Here is a 19,711-nt window from a genome sequence, read left to right as displayed (position 1 = left end):
CTCGGCAACGCGACGGAGAGCACCACCCGGCGCGGACCACCCCACCGAGAACGCACGCTCGCCGCGAGAACGCACCCTCAACCGTGCGTTCTCGCGGCGACGGTGCGTTCTCGGCGCGCGGTGCGCGCGCGGCGCGCGGGTCAGACCGTGAGCGCGAACTCGGCGTCGAGCGCGTCGAGTTCGGCGGTGACCTCGGCGACGCGACGGGCGCGCTGCTCGGCGGGCAGCCAGGATGCCTCGAACGACGAGACCGCCATGCGGCGGACCTGCTCGTGGGTCGCCCCGATCTGCTCCGACACGATGCCGTACTCCGCTGCGAGCGTCGTGGGGAACATGCCGGGATCGTCGGAGCACGGGATGACGTTGAGCCCGGCCTCGAGCATCGCGCCGATCGACGCGCGACGCCAGGGCCGCCACGAGCGACGCGACGTGGTCGACGCGACCGTGAACGCGACCTGCTCCTCGCGCATCCGCTCGACGACGGCGTCGTCTTCGAGCACGTAGTACCCGTGGTCGATGCGGTCGCAGCCGAGCAGATCGAGACACGTGATCGTGTTGACGGCGGTCGGCGCGTGCTCGGACGAGTGCGCCGTACGGCCGAGCCCGGCCTCGCCGGCCAGACGGTACGCGTCGACGAAGCGCTCGGGCGGACCGGCCGTCTCGAGGTTGTCGAGGCCGATGCCCGCGACGTACGGGTGCGGGTTGTCGACGACGCGGCGGACGACCGCGAGGGCCTCCTCGCCGCTGCGGCTGCGGTCGATGCCCTGGATCATCAGCCCGGTCATGCCGAAGTCGCGCTCGGCCATGCGGATGCCCTCGGCGTACGCCTCGACGGCGCCCATATATCCGAGGGACTCGAGGTGCGGCGGCAGGGCGTCGAAGAAGAGCTCGAGGTGGCGCGTACCGCTGCGGCGATGAGCATCCTCGAACGCCTCGTAGACGATGCGCGTCAGGTCGTCGGCATCCCGGAGCACCTCGACAACCCAGTTCGACACCTGGAAGAGCGAGTACGACACCTCGGGCTCATCTGCGGCTCGCTGCTGAGGGACGGGGATGCGCGTGTCGCGATACAGCGCCGGGTCGGGCGGCAGCGAGTTGATGTCGGCGAAGATGCGCTCGGGGTCGGCCGGCAGTTCGAGCGACTCGCGACGGGCCAGCTCCGCGAACGTGGACGCTCGCACGGTGCCGATGAGATGGCAGTGCAGGTCGGCCTTCGGCAGACGCTGCAGGTAGTCGACGGGGAGGGATGCTGCGGAGGTCATGGTGCCGTTCGTACTCGTGGAGCGGTGCGGTCCGGGAACCGCGAGAAGAGGCCCGGCCGTCGAGGATGGGGGATGCTCGACGGCCGGGCGGTCTGGATCAGCGCGAGGCGACCTCGCGCGCGAACCGCTCGACCCACTGCGCACGGTTCGGGACGACCTCGGCGGGGTCGAGCGTCGCGTAGCCGGCTGCGATCGGGTCGGTGGCGATGTCGCCGACCACCGCGGTGATCTCGGCGGGGATCGTCGCGTCGAGGGCGACGGGCAGGTCGCCGACGATCTCGGCCGACGACGTCTGCGCCTCGACGGAGAGCAGGTAGTCGATGAAGGCGTACGCGCCCTCGAGGTTCTTCGCGCCGCTGGGGATCATGGCCCGGTTGGTCGCCATGTAGCGACCCTCGGCCGGCGCGGTCCAGGCGACGGGCTCGCCCGAGGCGACGAGCGTCGTGGCGAAGCCGCTGAGCGCGTCGGCGGCGACGATCTCGCCCTGGGTCAGGAGGTTGGTGACCTCGGTCGACGACGAGTAGAACTGCAGGATGTTCGGCGCCCACTCGCCGATCGTCGTGTAGGCGGTGTCGATGTCGTACGGGCCGTCGCCGAAGGTCGAGGCGACACCCGAGACCGCGAGCTGGCCGGCCGTCACGGCGATGTCGGGGAAGGCGAGACGTCCGCTGTAGGCGGAGTCGGCGTAGAGCGACCAGTCGGCGGCCTGCGCGGCATCCAGCTCGTCGGTGTTGTAGAGCGTGCCGTTGAGCTGGTAGCTGTAGGCGGGGCCGTCGTAGCCCTCCTCGACCGCGAAGTCGGCGATCGTCGCGAGGTTGGGGACGTCGGACTCGTCGAATTCCTGGAACAGCCCCTGCTCCTGCCCGGATGCCGCGAAGGTGTCGGAGATCAGCATGACGTCGATCCCGGCGTCACCGCCGGCGAGCTGCAGCTGCGAGAGACGGTCGGCGTTCGAGCCGGTCTCGATCTCGACCGTGATGCCCGTCTTCTCGGTGAAGGGATCGACGATCGCCTCCTGGAACTGCTCGACGCCGAACGGGAACGCGCTGACGACGATCGAGTCGCTCGAGTCGCCGTCGCCGGCATCCCCCGAGCCGCCGGAGCAGCCGGTGACGACGAGGGCCGTGGCCGCGACGGCGGCGGATGCCGCGAGGATGCGGCTGGTGCGGGTGCGGATCATGCGGGTTCCTCTCGGTGCTCTGCGGGCGGGCCGCAGGGGCGCGGGTGCTGGTGCTAGTGCTGGTGGAGCGGGATGTCGGCGGAGGTCAGGCCGCGAGACGGATGAGTCGGGCGGTGGGGGCGGTGACGGTCACTCGGTCGCCGGGGCGCGCGGCGACGGCCTCGTCGCGGACGTCGGCGACGAGACGCACGACCGCGCCGGTGGCGTCGGCGGTCTCGACGGTCACGAGGCGATCGACGCCGCGGTAGGCGACATCCAGCACGAGTCCGTCGAGCGCGAGTCCGGTGCCGTCCGCGGGGCGTCCGAGAGCGAGATGCTCGGGCCGCACGGTCGTGAGCGTCCCGTCCGCTCCGGCGAGGAAGTTCTCATACCCGAGGAACTCCGCGACGAAACGGTTGGCCGGAGCGGTGAACACCTCGGTCGGAGCACCCTCCTGCATGATGCGGCCGTCGCGCATGAGGACCATGCGGTCCGACATCTCGAGGGCCTCATCCTGATCGTGCGTGACGAGCACGACGGTCAGGCCGGTCTCGGACTGGATGCGGCGGATCTCCGCGCGCATCTGCACGCGCAGGCGTGCGTCGAGGTTCGACAGCGGCTCGTCGAGCAGGAGCAGGGTCGGCCGGATCGCGATGGCGCGGGCGAGAGCCACGCGCTGCTGCTGTCCGCCGGAGAGCTTCTTGGGCCGGCTCGCCGCGAGGTGCCCGAGGCCGACGAGGTCGAGCGATTCCTTGACACGACGCCGACGCTCGGCCGCCGGAACCTTGCGCAGCTTCAGGCCGTAGCCGACGTTCTCGGCCACGGTCATGTGCGGGAACAGGGCGTACGACTGGAACACCATCCCGAGACCCCGCCGCTCGGGCGGCGTGCGGGTCGCGTCCGTGCCCGCGATCATGATGCGCCCCGACGTGGGCTGCGTGTAGCCCGCGAGCATCCGCAGCGAGGTGGTCTTGCCGCATCCGCTCGGGCCGAGCAGCGTCGTGAGCTGCCCCGACGGGATGGCGAGGTCGATGTCGTCGACGGCGGTGAAGTCGCCGAAGCTCTGGGTCACCCCGACGAACTCTGCTGCGGTGGTCATCGGTTGATCCCTCCGAAGATGCGGGCGAAGCCGACCGTGCGCTCGGCGATGACGGCGATGACGACGGTGCCCGCGAGGATGATGGTGCTCGTGGCCGCGACCATCGGGTCGTAGCTCTGCTGGACGTAGTCGAGCATGGTGACGGGAAGCGTGCGGAAGTCGCGGCTCTGCAGCAGCAGCGACAGCGGCACGTTGTTGAACGAGGTGACGAAGCTCAGCAGCCCCGCCGAGAAGATGCCGGGTCGCAGCAACGGCAGCGTGACGGAGAAGAACGCGCGCAGCGGCGAGGCGCCGAGGCCCCGGGCGGCCTCCTCGATGCCGGGATCGGCGAGAGCGAGCGACGCTCCGGTGACCCGCACCGCGTAAGGCAGCATCAGCACCGTGTGGCCGATCAGCAGCACGGGGAAGTTGTCGAGTCGCAGGCCGATCATGAGCTGCTGGTAGAGCGCGAGGCCCACGACGAGCTCGGGGACGATGAGCGGCGAGAGGAAGAGACCCTCGACGAGTCCCTTGCCCGGCAGCTTGCCACGGTGGATCGCGAGCGTCACCGGGACACCGATCAGCAGCGCGAGGACCGTCGCGATCAGGGCGAGCTGCAGGCTCGACAGCAGGGCGCTGATGAACGGGTCGTAGTTCAGTGCCGCCTCGAACCACTGCAGCGAGAACCCCTCGGGCGGGAAGCGCAGGGTGCGTCCGCCCGTGAACGCCGTGGCGACCACGAAGAGGATCGGCACGATCATGATGATGTAGCCGGCGACGGCGAGGGATGCCGCGACGGGACGACTCGTCTTCACGCGGTGGCCCCCCGTCGTCCGACGACGGCGGACAGGCCAGACACGGCGAAGACGAGGACGGTCATGATGATGGCCGTCGCACTGGCCGCCGCCCAGTCGATCGTGACGCTCGAGTACGAGTAGAGCTGGGTCGACAGCATCCGCTGGCTCGAACCGCCGAGCAGGTACGGCGTCGTGTAGGCGGTGACGCTCCCCGCGAAGACGAGCGTCGACGCGACGACCATGCCCGGCGCCGAGAGCGGCACCACGATGCCCCAGAACGTCCGGGTGCGGCTCGCGCCCAGACCCCGGGCGGCGTCGTCGAGACCCGGGTCGACCTGGGCGACGGCGGAGTAGCACGAGATGATCGCGAGCGGCAGGAAGAGCTGCGTCAGACCCAGCACGATCGCGAGCTCGGTGTAGAGCAGCTGCGGTGCACGGTCGACGAGGCCGAGGCCGGTGAGGAGCTGCCCGATTGCGCCGTTCGAGCCCAGCAGCACGAGCCAGCCGAACGTGCGGACGACGTTGCTCAGCAGCAGCGGGAAGATCGCGAGCGCGAGCAGCACTCCCGACCAGCGCGAGGTCGAGCGGGCGAGCAGGTAGGCGATCGGGAACCCCAGCACGATGCAGATGACGGTGACGATGAGGCCGAGGCCGACCGTGCGCCCGATGATCGCGAGATCGAACGGGTCGGTCAGCATCCGGCCGAGGCGTTCGAGGATGTCGACCAGGCTGACGCCGGGAGGGGCGAACAGCATCGCGATCGACGGGATGAGGAACCCCGCCAGCAGGAGCGCGAGCCCGGGGAGGGCCAGCAGTCCGGTGCGGCGTGAAACCACGAGCGAACTCCGTTCGTGCGAGGGGGGTGCGGGTGCAACCGGTTGCGCAACCGGTTGTTCCTACCGTAGAGCCCATGCGGCGAGGCCCGCGACCATTCGTGTTAACACCGTGTAAAACCGCCGATCAGCGGCGGTGCAACCGGTTGCTTCGGCTCAGTAGGATGAGCGGACCGTCGCGGCACGCGGCGGCGGGACGAAGCGGCGCGACGAAAGGGGCACGGTGACGACACTCGCCGACGTCGCCGCGCATGCGGGTGTATCGAAGTCGACGGCATCCCGTGCGCTCAGCCGCCCCGACCTCGTCGCGCCCGAGACGGTCGCGCGCGTGCGCGCCGCGGCCGAGACGCTCGGCTTCATCCCCAACCGGGCCGCGAGCCACCTCGCCCGGGGACGCAGCGGCATCGTCGCTCTCGTCGTGCCGACCCTCGACAACGCGTTCTTCACCCCGATCATCGCGGGTGCTCAAGAGCGCGCCCGCGAGTCGGATCTGCAGCTCACGGTCGCGGTGCACCGGCTCGACGACGTCGACGGACTCGACGAGCTCGAACGGCTCGCGCGGCAGGTCGACGGCTGCATCCTCGTCGCCCCGCGCGGCCCCGACGACATCGTCCGTGCCGCCGGCGCCTTCGGTCCGACGGTCCTCGTCGATCGCGAGATCGAGGGCATGACCTCGATCGTGGCCGACACCGCGAGCGCCTTCGCCGAGCTCGCGACGCGCCTCGCCGACGCCGGTCATCGCGGGATCGTGTACCTCGGCGGCCCCGAGGGGTCGTGGCAGGACCGGCAGCGCTCCGCCGCGATCGAGGCCGCGGTCGGCGAGCGCGTCGAGCTGACGGCGCTCGGTCCGTTCCCGGCGACCTTCGCGGCGGGCGTCGCGACCGCCGACGCGGTCATCGACTCGGGCGCGACGGCGGTCGTGCCCTACGCGACATCCATCGGCCTCGGTCTCGTCTTCGCGCTTCGCGCTCGCGGCGTCGCCTCGCCCGGTGAGATCGTCGTCAGCGCGGAACGCCTGGTGGCCGAGGCGATCGGGGCCGACGACGTGCCCGCGATCGACGTCGACGGTGACGAGCTGGGCCGCGAGGCGATGGCCGCGCTCATCCCGATGCTCGCCACCCCGCCGTCCGCCCCCACCCGGCGTCGCCTCGACGTGTCGGTGCACTGGCCCGCGGCGAGCCCCGCCGAGAACGCACTCTCGCCCCGATAACGCACCGTTCGCGGTGCGTTATCGCGGCAACGGTGCGTGCTCGGCGCACGCCGGCGGGGCGCGGGGTCAGCGTGCGAAGCGATCGGTCGCGGCGACGAGGGCTGCGGCGATGCCGGGCTCGCCGGCCGAGTGGCCGGCATCGTCGACCATGACGAACTCGGCCTCGGGCCAGGCCCGGTGCAGGTCCCACGCCGTCATGGGCGGGGTGCATGCGTCGTAGCGGCCCTGCACGATCACGCCCGGGATGCCGCGGAGCCGGCCCGACGCGGCATCCTCGATCAACTGCCCCTCGCGCAGCCACCCGCCGTGGAGGAAGTAGTGGTTCTCGATGCGCGCGAAGGCCGTCGCCGACTCGGCCCCCGTCATGCCCGCCACCAGCTCGGGATCGGGTCGAAGCGTCACCGTCGACGCCTCCCAGCGGGTCCAGGCCTGCGCCGCGGGAACGTGAACCTCCGGATCGGGGTCGGTGAGCAGGCGGTGGTACGCCTCGATCAGCCGGCTGCGTTCGATGACCGGGACCGGAGCGAGGTAGTCCTCCCACAGGTCGGGGAACAGCGCCGCCGCGCCGCCCTCGTAGAACCATTCGAGCTCGTGGCGCCGCAGCGTGAAGATGCCGCGGAGGACCAGCTCGGAGACGGCATCCGGATGCGCCTGCGCATAGGCGAGCGCGAGCGTCGAGCCCCACGAGCCGCCGAACACCTGCCACCGGTCGATGCCGAGATTGCGCCGCAGCAGCTCGATGTCGGCGACGAGGTGCCACGTGGTGTTGTAGCGGAGGTCGGCGGCGGGGTCGCTCGCGTGCGGCGTCGACTTCCCGCAGCCGCGCTGGTCGAACAGGATGATGCGGTACGCCTCGGGATCGAAGAAGCGCCGGTGCCAGGGCGAGGTCCCGCCGCCGGGGCCGCCGTGCAGGAACACGACCGGCTTGCCCTCGGGGTTGCCCGACTGCTCCCAGTAGACGCGCTGACCGTCGCCGGCGAGCAGGAAGCCCGTCTCGTAGGGCTCGATCTCGGGATACAGGATGTCGGCCAGCGCGGCCGACACGCTCACCGTGCGGCTCCGCGGTCGTGTTCGTTCATGCGATTCACCGTACCTGCGGCGCGTCGCCCGCCATGTCACCGCACGACGACGAGCCGGGATCCGCCGCGGCGGGCCGGTCCGCCATGCCGCGATACAAGGGATCGGCCGCGACACCCCGGCCGTGCGGCATCCATCACGGGGTGTCGGCCCGGATCCCTTGCACCGGCGCACGCGTCGCACTCCGCCCAGCGCCCCGAGCGGCGGCAGGAATAGGCTCGGCTCATGGACGCCACCACCGTCACCGTCACCGGCGCGGCCGGTCAGATCGGCTACGCCCTGCTGTTCCGCATCGCCTCCGGCGAGATGCTCGGCCCCGACCGGCCCGTGAACCTCCGCCTCCTCGAGATTCCCGACGGCGTCCGCGCCGCGGAAGGGACGGCGCTCGAGCTGCAGGACGGCGCGTTCCCCCTGTTGCGCTCGGTCGAGGTCACGGATGACGCGCGGACGGGGTTCGCGGGCGCCAACATCGCGATGCTCGTGGGCGCACGGCCCCGGTCGGCCGGCATGGAGCGCGGCGACCTGCTCGCCGCCAACGCGGGCATCTTCGGGCCGCAGGGCGCGGCCATCGCCGCATCAGCGGCATCCGACGTCCGCGTGCTCGTCGTGGGCAACCCCGCGAACACGAACGCGCTGATCGCGGCGTCGGCTGCCGAGGGCGTGCCGGCCGAGCGCTTCAGCGCGATGACCCGCCTCGACCACGAGCGCGCCGTCGCCCAGCTCGCTGCGCGCCTCGAGGTCCCGGTCACCGACATCGAGGGCGTCGTCATCTGGGGCAACCACTCCGCGACGCAGTTCCCCGACGTCGCGTCCGCGACGATCGCCGGTCGCCCTGCGATCGACGTGCTCGCCGACCGCCTGGGCGGAACGGATGCCGCTCACGCCTGGCTCGACGACGAGTTCGTGCCCCGCGTGGCGAAGCGGGGCGCCGAGATCATCGCCGTGCGCGGCGCGTCGTCGGCGGCGTCGGCCGCCAACGCCGCACTGCGTCACGTGCGCGACGACGTGCTCGGCACCGAGGGCCGGCGCACCTCGGCCGCGGTCGTCTCGCGCGGCGAGTACGGCGTTCCCGTGGGGCTGGTCTGCTCCTTCCCCGTCACGAGCGACGGCTCGGGCTATCGCGTCGTCACGGGGCTCGACCTCGACGAACGCGGCAGGTCGCGCCTCGACGCATCGGTCGCGGAGCTCGTCGACGAGCGCGACGCCGTCCGGGCACTCGGCATCCTCTGACGGGCAGCCGGACGCATGGAGCTGCTGCCCGGACTCATCCTCGGTGTCGTCGCGATCGCGCTCTCGACCTCGTTGTCGAAACGCCTGGGGGTCGCCGGCCCCCTGATCCTCGTCGCCGTCGGCCTGACCGCGTCCTGGCTGCCGATCCTCGACGACTTCGAGGTCGATCCCGAGCTGATCCTCGTCGGGGTGCTGCCGCCCCTGCTCTACGCGGCGGCGGTCCGCCTTCCCGCGGTCGAGTTCCGACGTGACCTGCCGTCGATCTCGGGGCTCGCCGTCGCCCTCGTCGTCGTCAGCGCGCTCGCGATCGGCGGGTTCCTCACGCTCGTGCTGCCACAGCTCGGGTTCCCGCTGGCGGTGGCGCTGGGTGCGGTGCTGAGCCCGAGCGACGCTGTCGCCACCTCGATCGTCAAACGATTGGGCATATCGCCGCGGGTCGTGACGATCCTCGAGGGCGAGAGCCTCATCAACGACGCCACCGCCCTCGTGCTGCTGCGCAGCGCGATCGCCGCGGTCGCGGGCGGGTTCGCCTTCGCCGACACGGTCGGCACCTTCGTCTGGGGCATCGTCGCCGCCGTGATCGTCGGCGTCGTCGTGGGCGGCCTGAACCTGCGCGTCCGGGCACGCATGAACACCGTCGCTGCCACCGCGCTCGGGTTCATCGTGCCCTTCGTGGCGTACCTGCCCACCGAGCACCTCGGCGGCTCGGGACTGGTCGCCGCGGTCGCAGCCGGGATCACGACCGGCCAAGGCGCGGCCCGGCGGTTCACCGCGGAGCAGCGGGTCTCGGACGAGATCAACTGGCGCACCGTCGAGCTCGTGCTCGAGGGCGGGGTGTTCCTGGTGATGGGGCTCGAGCTGCGCGGCATCCTCGACGACAACTTCCGGCAGCAGAGCGGTCCGGGCAAGGCGATCCTCCTCGCCCTGGGCTCGCTCGCGATCCTGCTCCTCATCCGCGCCGCCTACGTCGCCGGGCTCATCTTCGTGCAGGGCCGCCGCGCGCGCCTGCGTCAGCGCGACCGGCTCGAGCAGATCTCGGAACGGCTCGACAACCTGCCGCCCGACTTCGCGGGGCGCGGACGCAATCCAGGTGCGACACGCAGACGCTTGGAAAGCATGCGCAGCCGCGTCACCCGGGCGTTCAACGACCTCGACTACTACGAGGCGTCACCGCTGGGGTGGAAGCACGGCACCATCATCGTCTGGGCCGGCATGCGGGGTGTCGTGACGCTCGCCGCCGCGCAGACCCTCCCCCGCGACACGCCGGAGCGTGAGCTCCTCATCCTCACCGCCTTCCTCGTCGCCGTCATCAGCCTGCTGCTCCAGGGGCTCACCCTGCCGGGCCTTGTGCGGGCGCTGCGCATTCCGAACACCGCGGCCGACGCCTCGCTGCTGCGCGAGGAGGAGGAAGCGCTCGACGCCGAGCTGCGCACGGCGGCGATGGATCGTCTGGCAGACCCGACGCTCGCCGTCGAGGAGGGCGGCAGATGGGATGCCCGAACCCTGACGATCGCGCGTCGCCGGCTGGAGCATGCCGCCGATGAGGATGCCGGAGCCCTTGCGCGCGAGCTGCAGCTGCTGCTGATCGGCGCCATGCGCGCGCGGCTGCTCGAGCTGTCGAGTGAGGGCGCGTTCTCGTCCGAGGTGCTGCGCGAGTCTCAGCGACGGCTCGATTCGCAGCAGGTGAGCCTCGAGATGCGTCAGAACGACATCTGACGCGAACTCGTGCTGAAAACCGTTCTCGCGTCGGCGACAATGAGAGGGTGAGCACCCCGACCGACGACGACCGGACCACGCGCCCGGCGGCGGACTACGCCGAGACGCGTACGATCGCGCTGCCCGATTCCCCCGTCGACGAGCTGCCCGACAGCTTCGCGGCTCTGCAGCCGAGCCCCGAGTGGTGGGCCGCCCGCCCCGCGGGAGCCCGCCTCGTCGGCCTCGTCGTCTCGCGCGACGACATGCCGAGCATCGTGGCTCAGCGCGACGCCCTGGCCCAGTTCGGCGTTCCGATCGAGGGCTTCCGGCATCCGGCCCCCGAGACCGGCGAGAGCTGGCAGGAGCGCCTGTCGCGACTGTTCGGTCACCTGACGGCGGGCGACGTCGTCGTGGTCTCCGACGTTCACGCGCTCGGCCGCGACGCCGACGAGGAGACCCGGACGATCGCCGAGCTGCGCCGACGGTCCGTCATCGTGAAGGTGCTCGGGTCGCGCCAAGCCTGATGCCGGTCAGGCCGGTCAGGCCGCGGTCAGGCGGTCGGCACCGCCGTCGACTCCCCCGCGACGAGGTCGCCCGCGAGACGGTGGAGTCCCGGCTCGTACGGCTGACCGTCGATGACATCGGCGAGGTGCGCAGCCGCCCGGGCGCCGAGGTCGGCGAGGCGGAAGTCGATCGTCGTGAGGCTCTCGTCGTCTTGCCCGGTGAGGCCCGACAGGTTGTCCATCCCGGTGATGGCGACATCCTCCGGTACACGGACGCCCGCTTCGGAGAGCGCGGCGATCACGGCTCGGGCGATCGTGTCGTTGCCGCAGCACACGGCGTCGAACGACTCGCCCGACACGATCAGCCGCTCGGCGGCCTCGCGGCCCCAGCCCCGTGACCAATCCCCGCGCAGCACGAGCTCGGGCGCGAGGTCGGCACCGGCCGCTGCGAGGGCCGCGGCGAGGCCGTCCGCCCGCTCGCGCGCCGAATGGTCTTCGGCGGAAGCCGTGATGTGCGCGATGCGGCGACGGCCGGCGGCGAGGAGGTGTTCGCCGGCACGCCTTCCGGCGGCGTAGCCGTCGTGCACGAATGACGCGTCGGCGGCGTCGTCGGAGATGCCGTAGACGTAGACCACCGGCGCGGGGAACCCGGCGGTCACCGAGCGGATCTCCGATCCGGATCCATCGCCGACGACGAGCAGACCGTCGATGCTGCGCGCGCGCAGCTTGCGGACCGTCGCCGCGAGGAGCGTGCGGTCGAGGTGCGCGTCGGTCACGAGCACCGACAGGTCGCGGGTGCCGAGCGTCGTCGTCGCACCGGTGAGGACCGGCATCGTGAAGGCGCCGGGCGCGTTCATCGTGAGCACCCCGACGGTGGCGCTGCGCCCCTGAACGAGGAACTGGCCGAGCGCGTTGGGCTGGAAGTCGAGTCGCTCGGCCGCCTCGAAGATGCGCTCGCGCGTCGCGTCCGATGCTTTGCCCTGGCCCCGCAGGACCTTCGACACGGTCGACACCGAGACGCCGGCGACAGCCGCTACGTCACGGAGGGAAATCGCTTTTCTCGCCATCTCGCTCCGAGTCTATGACCTCGTCTCCGGCGCGACATCGCCCGATCGGTCGACACGCAGCGAGATGACGGACTCCCGGGTCTCCCCGGGACCCAGGCTCAGGGTTCCGAGCGCGTCGAGAGGCGTGCCGTAGGGGTCGGCGGCGGGTTCGAGCCCGACGGCATCCATCGAGCCCCACCAGGGGAAACCGGTGCTCCCCCGCTGCTCCTGCCACACGTACAGTCGGGGCAGCAGCTCCGCATCCCAGTCGAGCGCGACCTCGACCCCGGCGTCGGGCGCGGTGATCGTCACGGCGCCCGCGGGCGCGGCGACGTCCGCGAAGGATGCCGCCGGCGCCGGGTCGAGCGGCACGACGCGGTCGCCCGAGCGAACCGTCGAGGCCGGACCGAACAGGTCGCCGGCGAACGCCGGGTGCTCCGCCCACCCGTAGCTGACCGGCTCGCTCCCCACGTTTCGCACGGCGGTCTCGATCACGAGCATGTTCGCGCGCACCGACATCCATCGGTCGATCGCGAGCGGGACGGTCCGCAGGACGACCGACGCGCGGCAGGCGTTGCGGCTGCCGGTGAGTCGCCAGGTGCGCCATGCGGCTTCACCGTGGAACGGCTGGGGCGGGGACGCCGCCGCTGGGCTGTCACCTGCGCGCGGCAGCAGCAGATGCCAGCCGCCGCGATAGGCGCGATGCCACTGCGCGCTGGAGTCGGCCATCACGAACCCGTCGGCGGGGTCGTCCGACCAGGGCGTCGAGGCCAGCAGCTCACGGCCGGTGGGCATGTGACGGAGCGACGAGATGCGAGCCCCGTCCGACTCCACCACCGCGACGAGGTCTTCCGACCCGATGCGCACCCGCATCACGGCGTCCGCCGGAGCGATTCGACCAGCCGGCGCACCCTGTCGACCGGCTCGCGGAAGAGCCCGCCGCCGATCCCGACGGCCACGGCGCCCGCGGCGATCCAGTCGGCGGCATCGTCCACTCCGATGCCGCCGGTCGGCATGATGGCGACATCGGGGAGCACGTCTCGAACCGCCCGCAGGTGACCGAGACCGCCGCTCGCGGCCGGGAAGAGCTTCGCCATGCCGCTGGTCCCGGCGGCGGCGCGCAGCTCGGTCGGCGTGAAACCGCCCGCGATGAAGACGGCCGGACCGGCGGCGGCACGCACGGCATCGTCCACGACCGTGGGAGACACGAGGAAACGCGCCCCGGCATCCCGCGCCGTCTCAGCCTGGGCGACCGACGTGACGGTTCCCGCGCCGAGCAGGATGCGGTCGAAGGCGGAGTCGTCGGCGATCTCCGCGAGCACGCGATCCCACCCCGGGGTGGTCGTCGTGATCTCGAGCACCGGCAGACCGGTCTCGAGGGCGAAGTCGATCTGCCGGCGCAGCTCGGCCTCCGACGGCGCACGCAGGACGGCGACGACGGCAGCGGCCCCGAGCGCGGCGCGCACGTCCCCCGTCATCGTCCCGCCTCCGCGAGCTCGCGCTGCCCCGCCTCGAAGGCGTCGAGCTCGGCTCGCCGCGGGAAGCCGTCGTGGTCCCCGGGGTCGGCGACCACGCGGGCCGCGCACCACGCCGCGACCGGCAGCGCTTCGTCGACGGTGTAGCCGCGCAGGGTGCACGAGATCCATGCCGCCGCGAAGGCGTCGCCGGCGCCGACGGGGTTCGTCGGCTCACCGACGGCGGAGGCGGGAGTGAATCGCCGGCGATCCGCGTCTCCGGCCATCGCGCCGCGACCGCCGAGCTTGACCACGACGACGCGGGGGCCTCGCCGAGCGAGCTCCTCGACCGCGGCATCCGTCGATGTCGAGCCGGTGAGGATGCGGGCCTCGTCCTCGTTGCAGAAGAACGTGTCGACCACCTCCAGCCAATCGTCGACGACGGCACGCAGCTCGTCTTCCGACATGAGCTGCGGTCGATGGTTGGCGTCGAGCGAGATCGGGATGCCGCGCATCGAGGCCTCGTGCAGGACGTTCTCGAACAGCCCCTTCGGGCCGGATCCCAGTGCCGGCGTGATGCACGTGGCGTGCAGCCAGCCGGCACCGTCGAGCGCCGCCGCCGGGAGGTCGTCGGAGCGCAGCCGACTCGCCGCGCTCGTTGCGCGGTAGTGCTCCGAGCGGATGTCGTCGCCGCCGAGACGCTGCTTGACGATCAGGCCCGTCTGCTCGCCGGGAGCAGCCACCAGGAGGCGGTCATCGATGCCCTCGGCGCGCAGGGTCTCGCGCACGAGTCCGGCGAAGGCGTCGTCGCCGAGCCGAGACGCCCACGCGACGTCGTGCCCAAGCCGCGCGAGACCGACCGCCGTGTTCAGCTCGGCGCCGGCGACGGTGGCGCGCGTCAGCGATCCCGTCACGTCGACCGACGCGGTGGCGAGGGCCTCGCCGAAGGTCACGATCCGGCCGGTCATCGTTCCCCCTCGTGGGGAGCGGGACGAAGCACGAACAGTGCGTCGCCGGTGAACTCGGGCTGCTCGAGCCGGATGCCGCCCTCGACCGCGGACCACCGTGCGGCGTCGGGCCGCCGCGCCGACAGGTCGTGGACGGTCACCTCGAGGCCGTCGGCCTCCCCCTCGCGCAGGGCGAGCGTGAGGGCGAACGGCGTCGGCGCGTAGACGGCGATCACGCCCTCGGGAGTGCGGCCGGCGACCGCCCCGGACGGCTCGGGGACGATCAGATCGGGAGCCTCATCGAGGCCCCAGAGCCGCTCCGCGTCGACGACCCGGCGGAGGTAGGCGACATCCTCGGCACCGGGGAAGGCCGCTGCCACGGAGAACGGGAAGGGGGCGCCGTGCACGTCTTCGGCCGAGAAGCCCTCGCCGCGGCGGTGCCACGACCAGACCCCGTGGGCGCCGTAGCCGAGGCCTGCGGCTGCGCCCGCGACGACTCCGGTCCAGCTCGCGCGGCGGACGTCGGCGGCCGAATGCCGGGCGGCGCCGCGGAAGCGCCCGAGTCCCTCGTAGCAGGGCTCGAGGTTGATGATCGGCCGCGCGACGTCGAGCGCGCGGTAGTAGCGGGTGAGGTCGGCGGGCAAGGTCTCCCACGCCTCGTTGTGGCCCGATTGGAGCGCGTGAAAATCGACGAGCGCGCTGTCGGCCAACGGCTGCGGCATCCGCGCGGTCGGGGTGTCGTGCCATGTGACGAGCTGGCCGGGTGCGACCTCGCGGAGCAACGCCGCCACCGAGCTGTACCGCTCAAGCGCGACGTCGTCGTCGAGGTCGTCGTCGCCCGACACGATCCAGATCGGATCGAATCGGCGGAACCTCGCCACCGTCTCGCGCACGTACGTCTCGGTCTGCTGCGCGCTGAGCACGTGCTCGGGGGTGAGGCGCGAGCCCCACGTGCCCGGGACGAAGTTGTTCCACAGCAGCACGAGCATCGGCGTGAAGCCGCGTTCGCGGGCCTGCTCGAGCATGCGCTCCGCGACGGTCCAGTAGTCGGGATCGCCGGCCGCGAAGTCGACGGCGCCGTCACGCAGCGCGTACGGCGAGCGCGTGCCCGTCGACCGGTCGTGCTCGATCGGCAGCACGCTGATCAGCAGTGCGTTGAAGCCCTGCCGTCGGCGGAGCTCGAGATGATCGAGCCATTCGTTCTCGGTGGGGCCGCCGAAGGCCGCCCAGACGGTGTCGGCGAGGAGGAACGTCGGTTCGCCGCCGTTCAGCAGCCAGCGCCCCGAGGGCGCGATCGACCACGTGGTCATGGATCTCTTTCGGGTTCGAGGTTCGAGGTTCGAGGTTCGGGTGGGCGCGGAGGCGCGGAGCGCCGCGCGATCAGGGTGCGATGAGGGCGCCGTCGGGAGCCCGCACGCCTGCGGCCCACGCGTCGTGCCCGGAGAGGCCGGCGGGGAAGCGGGCGGCGGCGGACTCGTCCAGCTCGATGCCCCACCCGGGGGCGTCGTTCGGCGTCAGCCACCCGTCGACGATGTCGATCATCCCGGGGAAGACCTCGTGCGTCTCGTCGTTGTAGACGTGGCCCTCCTGGATGCCGAACGCGGGCGAGGACACGTCCAGGGCGACCGCGGCTGCGACGGCGAACGGCGAGGCATCGCCGGGCGAATGCCAGGCCGTGCGCACGCCCTCGATGTCGGCGAGGACGGCGAGCCGGCGCGCGGCGCTGACACCCCCGACATCCGAGAGGTGGCTGCGGATGTAGTCCACCTGATGCTCGCGGATGAGACGGGCGGCGTCGGTGAAGGATGTCGCGAGCTCGCCGACGGCGATCGGCACCGGCGACGCCGCGCGCACCTCCGCGAGACGGTGCCAGTGCTCGGGCGCCAGCACGTCTTCGAGGAAGAAGGGCCGGTAGGGCTCGAGCGACCGAGCGAGGGCGATCGCCGTCGCCGGGGTCAGTCGTGAGTGCACGTCGTGCAGCAGCTCGACCCCGTCGCCCAGCGCTTCACGCACGTGGGCGAACAGCTGCGGCGTGCGGACGAGATAGTCCTCGACGCGCCAGCCCGCCGGGTTCTTCGCCCACGCGAAAGATCCGGCGACGGGCGGGGCGCCGTAGTGCCCGACCCCCTGCTGGCCGGTCTGGATGCGCACGTGGCGCTGCCCCGCGGCGACGAGCTCGCGCGCGTGCGCCGTGGTCTCGTCGAGATCGGCGCCCTCGGCGTGCAGATACGTGTCGGCGGCGGCCCGCACCCGACCGCCGAAGAGCTCGTACACCGGCATCCCGGCGCGTTTGCCGGCGATGTCCCACAGCGCCATGTCGATGCCCGAGAGCGCGTTGTTGCCGACCGGCCCCTCGCGCCAGTATCCGGTGAACCGCACGAGGCGCAGCAGGTCCTCGATGTCGCCGGGATACCGCCCGACGAGGAGCGGCCGCAGGTGATCGAGGAAGGCGACGACGGCCTGCCAGCGCTGCGTGAACGTGGCACAGCCGTATCCCCACAGTCCGTCCTGGTCGGTGTCGATGCGGACGACCACCAGCGGAATGCCCTCGGGCGCCGTCACGATCGCCCGCACATCCGTGATGCGCACGTTCTCGCGCGGCATCCAGGGCTGATCGAAGGTCGGGGGCTCTGTCGTCATCGGTCGCTCCTCACGAGTGCCGGATAGGGGGTGGCCGTGCCGTCGTGGATCGACTCCTGCGGTTCGAATCCGAGCAGCGTCCGGGCAGCCGTCAGATCGACGAGCGTCTCGTGACCGGCCAGGTCGGGGGGCGGCTCGGCGGCGGGCGCGTAGCGACGCAGCAGCTCGGCTGTGGGTTCGTCGAGCAGGGTGTCGCGTGCGCTCAGCGGAACGACCACGGCGCCCGCGACATCCGCCCGCAGTCCCTGTTCGACGGCGCGGACGGCGTCGGTCATCGTCAGGTACGCCCACCCCTCGCGGGCCATCCGCACGGGGTCCGCCCGCACCTCGTCGGCGACGTCGTGCAGGACGTGCGGCCACTTCACGAGCGGGAATCGCAGCGCGACCACGTCGATGCCGTACCGACGATGGGCGTATCGGGCCGTCGCCTTGTCGGCGAGTTTCGAGAGCGAATAGGCGTCGGCGATGTCGGGCGCGGTGTCGGCGTCGAGCGGGAACGCCGCCGGGAACGTGTCATGCGGATTGTTCGGGTAGCCGATGGCGTTGATACTGCTCGCGATGACCGCGCGCTTCACCCCCGCCTCGGCAGCGCGCGTGAGCACGTTGAACGTCGCCGACGTGTTGACCCGGAAGACGTCGTACGGGGCGCCGAGACTCGGGTGCGGAATCGCGGCGAAGTGCGCCACCGCGTCGGCGTCGCGCATCGCCTCCTCGACGTCGACCCGCGACGTCGCATCGCCCGTGATCTGCCGATCGGCGGGGTGTTCTCCGCCGAACGCGAGCGAGAGGGCCGTGACCTGATGGCCGCTCGCGACGAGGTGGTCGCTGACGGCGCGACCGATCTCGCCGTCGGCGCCGGTGACGAGGATGCGGCTCATCCCTTCACCCCGCCCGCCATGCTCGCGCCCCGGAGGAACTGGCGCTGGAAGATCAGGAACAGGGCCACGGGGATGATCAGCGAGAGGAACAACGCGGCCATCTGCACGCTCAGCTCGGTCTGGTCCGCGAGCCGGGGCAGGGCCACCGAAACGGGTTGCTTGTCGGGATCCGGCAGCACGAGGAGGGGCCACAGGTAGTCCTTCCACGACGCGACGACCGTCAGAAGGCCCACCACGCCGAGGATCGGTCGCGACAGCGGAAGGACGATGCTCCAGAGGATGCGGAGCGGGCCGGCACCGTCGATGCGTGCCGCCTCGTACAGGTCGGCGGGGATCGCCTCGAGGAAGCGGGCGATGATGAGGACGTTGAACGCCGCAGCCCCCGCGGGGAGCCACACGGCCCACCAGGTGTTGATCAGCGAGACACCCAGCACCGGCAGCTCGCGCACCGTCAGGTAGAGCGGCACGAGCGAGACGATCGACGGGATGAACAGCGTCGCGAGGATGGCTCCCGAGAACACCTTTCCCCACCGCGGCCGGAGCACGGTGATGACGAAGGCCGCCGTCGTCGAGACGACGAGGGTCACGACGACCGACCCCGCCGCGAGGATCGCGGTGTTGGTGAGGTAGTGGCCGATGCGGCCGCGCTCCCACGCGATGGCGAGGTTCTCCCACTGCACGGTCCCGCTGGCGAAGAACGAGAACGGACCGCGGATGAGATCCTGCGTCGGCGAGATCGCCGCCAGCGCGAGCCAGATGAGCGGGCCGAGCCCGGCGATGATCAGGCCGGCGAGCACGACGACCTGGCCGATGCCCAGCCAGACGCGCACCGAAGGACGCTGACGGTCGCTGTCCGAGATGTTCGTCCGCGACAGCGGTTCGGGGGTCACGTCACGACGCCGCGCGAGACGCCGGGTGGGAAGAAGGGCGCTCATGCTCGGCTCCAGCGTCGGGTCAGTCGGAAGTAGAGGAGCGACAGCAGGCCCAGGGATGCCGCGAGCAGCACGCTGAGCGCGGTCGCGGCGCCGTAGTCGACGCGCACGAAGGCGTAGTCGTAGATCGTCATGAGCAGTGTCTTGGTGGCGCCCTGCGGCCCGCCGCCGGTGAAGAGGAACGGCTCGGTGAAGATCTGCATCGTGCCGATGACCTGCAGGAGCAGCATCGTGGCGATGATCCCGCGCATCTGCGGGAGGGTCACGTGCCAGACGCGGCGCCAGATGCCGGCGCCGTCGAGCTCGGCGGCTTCGTAGAGCTCGGAGGGGATGCTCGTGAGGGCCGCGATGTAGATGATGATCGCCGTGCCCGCGCCCGCCCACGTCGTCTCGAGGACGATCGACGGCATGGCCGTCGCGGTGGAGTTGAGCCACGGCAGGGGCCCGATCCCGACCCATCCGAGCACCGTGTTGAAGAGGCCGTCGGCGTCGGGGGCGTAGAAGAACTTCCACAGCAGGATCGCGACGACCGGCGGCACCATGACCGGCAGGTACGCGAGCGCGCTGAAGTACCAGCTGCGGGAGCGCATCTCGGAGATGAAGACCGCGAGGGCCAGCGGCACCGGGAACCCGAAGAGGACCGCCAGCAGCGTGTAGTAGATCGTGTTCAGCGTCGCCTGCGGCAGCCCGGGGTCGGAGAGGACGTAAGCGAAGTTCTCCCACCCGACGAAGCTGCTCTCGCCGCCGATGACGACGCGCTGCACGCTCATGGCGAGCGAGCTGACGATCGGCCCCCACGAGAAGTAGAGGAAGACGAGGATCGCGGGCGCCGCGATCGCGAGTGCCGTCAGGCCGGGGCGCCAGCGGCGGCGCCTCCGCGGCGGCGCCGCCTCAGGGGATGCAGGCGCGGATGCCGTCATCCGGGTCCGCGGTCTCACGTCGGTCATGGGGTCCTCCGGTCGGGGGCGGG

At 71.6% G+C, this 19,711-nt stretch carries 19 protein-coding genes; 4 read left to right on the top strand and 15 right to left on the bottom strand.

The window, feature by feature from the left end; translation table 11 throughout:
- Positions 1-140: 140 nt before the first annotated feature.
- The 5 genes from AA0Y20_RS04310 to AA0Y20_RS04290 form a co-directional block, all read right to left on the bottom strand.
- Positions 141-1,262: an adenosine deaminase family protein gene (locus AA0Y20_RS04310; RefSeq protein ID WP_412937677.1), complete on the bottom strand. Its 1,122-nt coding sequence runs from the start codon at positions 1,260-1,262 to the stop codon at positions 141-143.
- A 97-nt stretch (positions 1,263-1,359) separates the two neighbouring features.
- The gene (locus tag AA0Y20_RS04305; protein WP_412937676.1) at positions 1,360-2,442 is read right to left on the bottom strand and encodes an extracellular solute-binding protein; all 1,083 of its coding nucleotides are present in this window, start codon (positions 2,440-2,442) and stop codon (positions 1,360-1,362) included.
- Between the two features lie 85 nt (positions 2,443-2,527).
- Complete coding sequence (locus AA0Y20_RS04300) at positions 2,528-3,520, bottom strand: ABC transporter ATP-binding protein (protein ID WP_412937675.1); 993 nt, start codon at positions 3,518-3,520, stop codon at positions 2,528-2,530.
- On the bottom strand, positions 3,517-4,314 hold the full coding sequence (locus AA0Y20_RS04295; protein WP_269266966.1) for an ABC transporter permease: 798 nt from the start codon (positions 4,312-4,314) through the stop codon (positions 3,517-3,519). The genes AA0Y20_RS04300 and AA0Y20_RS04295 overlap by 4 nt, the downstream gene beginning before the upstream one ends.
- A complete protein-coding gene (locus tag AA0Y20_RS04290; RefSeq protein WP_112615945.1) occupies positions 4,311-5,132 on the bottom strand; it encodes an ABC transporter permease in 822 nt (273 codons plus the stop codon). Before AA0Y20_RS04290 ends, AA0Y20_RS04295 begins: the two co-directional genes overlap by 4 nt.
- Positions 5,133-5,352: 220 nt before the next feature.
- On the opposite strand from AA0Y20_RS04290, the gene AA0Y20_RS04285 reads away from it, so the two are divergent.
- Positions 5,353-6,339, top strand: coding sequence for a LacI family DNA-binding transcriptional regulator (locus tag AA0Y20_RS04285; RefSeq protein ID WP_412937674.1), 987 nt, complete (start codon positions 5,353-5,355; stop codon positions 6,337-6,339).
- 66 nt (positions 6,340-6,405) lie between these two features.
- Here the strand turns inward: AA0Y20_RS04285 and pip are convergent, their stop codons facing one another.
- The gene (gene pip / locus AA0Y20_RS04280) at positions 6,406-7,383 is read right to left on the bottom strand and encodes a prolyl aminopeptidase (RefSeq protein WP_412939701.1); all 978 of its coding nucleotides are present in this window, start codon (positions 7,381-7,383) and stop codon (positions 6,406-6,408) included.
- Positions 7,384-7,641: 258 nt separating this feature from the next.
- On the opposite strand from pip, the gene AA0Y20_RS04275 reads away from it, so the two are divergent.
- From AA0Y20_RS04275 to AA0Y20_RS04265, 3 genes are read left to right on the top strand one after another with little or no spacing between them, the layout of a single operon-like run.
- A complete protein-coding gene (locus tag AA0Y20_RS04275; protein WP_412937673.1) occupies positions 7,642-8,646 on the top strand; it encodes a malate dehydrogenase in 1,005 nt (334 codons plus the stop codon).
- A 15-nt stretch (positions 8,647-8,661) separates the two neighbouring features.
- A complete protein-coding gene (locus tag AA0Y20_RS04270) occupies positions 8,662-10,362 on the top strand; it encodes a cation:proton antiporter (protein WP_412937672.1) in 1,701 nt (566 codons plus the stop codon).
- A gap of 47 nt (positions 10,363-10,409) precedes the next feature.
- Positions 10,410-10,865: a recombinase family protein gene (locus tag AA0Y20_RS04265; RefSeq protein WP_023952973.1), complete on the top strand. Its 456-nt coding sequence runs from the start codon at positions 10,410-10,412 to the stop codon at positions 10,863-10,865.
- A 26-nt stretch (positions 10,866-10,891) separates the two neighbouring features.
- On the opposite strand, the gene AA0Y20_RS04260 is transcribed toward AA0Y20_RS04265, so the two are convergent.
- The 9 genes from AA0Y20_RS04260 to AA0Y20_RS04220 form a co-directional block, all read right to left on the bottom strand.
- On the bottom strand, positions 10,892-11,911 hold the full coding sequence (locus tag AA0Y20_RS04260; RefSeq protein ID WP_412937670.1) for a LacI family DNA-binding transcriptional regulator: 1,020 nt from the start codon (positions 11,909-11,911) through the stop codon (positions 10,892-10,894).
- A 12-nt stretch (positions 11,912-11,923) separates the two neighbouring features.
- Entirely contained in the window at positions 11,924-12,763 is an 840-nt protein-coding gene (locus AA0Y20_RS04255) for a hypothetical protein (protein WP_412937669.1), read from the bottom strand.
- Complete coding sequence (locus AA0Y20_RS04250) at positions 12,763-13,368, bottom strand: bifunctional 4-hydroxy-2-oxoglutarate aldolase/2-dehydro-3-deoxy-phosphogluconate aldolase (RefSeq protein WP_412937668.1); 606 nt, start codon at positions 13,366-13,368, stop codon at positions 12,763-12,765. Before AA0Y20_RS04250 ends, AA0Y20_RS04255 begins: the two co-directional genes overlap by 1 nt.
- On the bottom strand, positions 13,365-14,312 hold the full coding sequence (locus AA0Y20_RS04245; protein WP_412937667.1) for a sugar kinase: 948 nt from the start codon (positions 14,310-14,312) through the stop codon (positions 13,365-13,367). The genes AA0Y20_RS04250 and AA0Y20_RS04245 overlap by 4 nt, the downstream gene beginning before the upstream one ends.
- A complete protein-coding gene (locus AA0Y20_RS04240) occupies positions 14,309-15,601 on the bottom strand; it encodes a DUF4038 domain-containing protein (RefSeq protein ID WP_412937666.1) in 1,293 nt (430 codons plus the stop codon). The genes AA0Y20_RS04245 and AA0Y20_RS04240 overlap by 4 nt, the downstream gene beginning before the upstream one ends.
- A 70-nt stretch (positions 15,602-15,671) precedes the next feature.
- Positions 15,672-16,931: an enolase C-terminal domain-like protein gene (locus AA0Y20_RS04235; protein ID WP_412937665.1), complete on the bottom strand. Its 1,260-nt coding sequence runs from the start codon at positions 16,929-16,931 to the stop codon at positions 15,672-15,674.
- The gene (locus AA0Y20_RS04230; protein WP_413332054.1) at positions 16,928-17,809 is read right to left on the bottom strand and encodes an NAD-dependent epimerase/dehydratase family protein; all 882 of its coding nucleotides are present in this window, start codon (positions 17,807-17,809) and stop codon (positions 16,928-16,930) included. Before AA0Y20_RS04230 ends, AA0Y20_RS04235 begins: the two co-directional genes overlap by 4 nt.
- Positions 17,806-18,744: a carbohydrate ABC transporter permease gene (locus tag AA0Y20_RS04225; protein WP_412937663.1), complete on the bottom strand. Its 939-nt coding sequence runs from the start codon at positions 18,742-18,744 to the stop codon at positions 17,806-17,808. Before AA0Y20_RS04225 ends, AA0Y20_RS04230 begins: the two co-directional genes overlap by 4 nt.
- Positions 18,741-19,688, bottom strand: a complete 948-nt coding sequence (locus tag AA0Y20_RS04220) for a carbohydrate ABC transporter permease (RefSeq protein WP_412937662.1) — start codon at positions 19,686-19,688, stop codon at positions 18,741-18,743. The genes AA0Y20_RS04225 and AA0Y20_RS04220 overlap by 4 nt, the downstream gene beginning before the upstream one ends.
- Positions 19,689-19,711 lie beyond the last annotated feature (23 nt).

This window comes from Microbacterium pratiae, from assembly GCF_047302165.1.
Classification (GTDB): domain Bacteria; phylum Actinomycetota; class Actinomycetes; order Actinomycetales; family Microbacteriaceae; genus Microbacterium.
The sequence above is the reverse complement of the archived record's forward strand: the minus strand, read 5'-3'. Positions and strand labels throughout refer to the sequence as shown.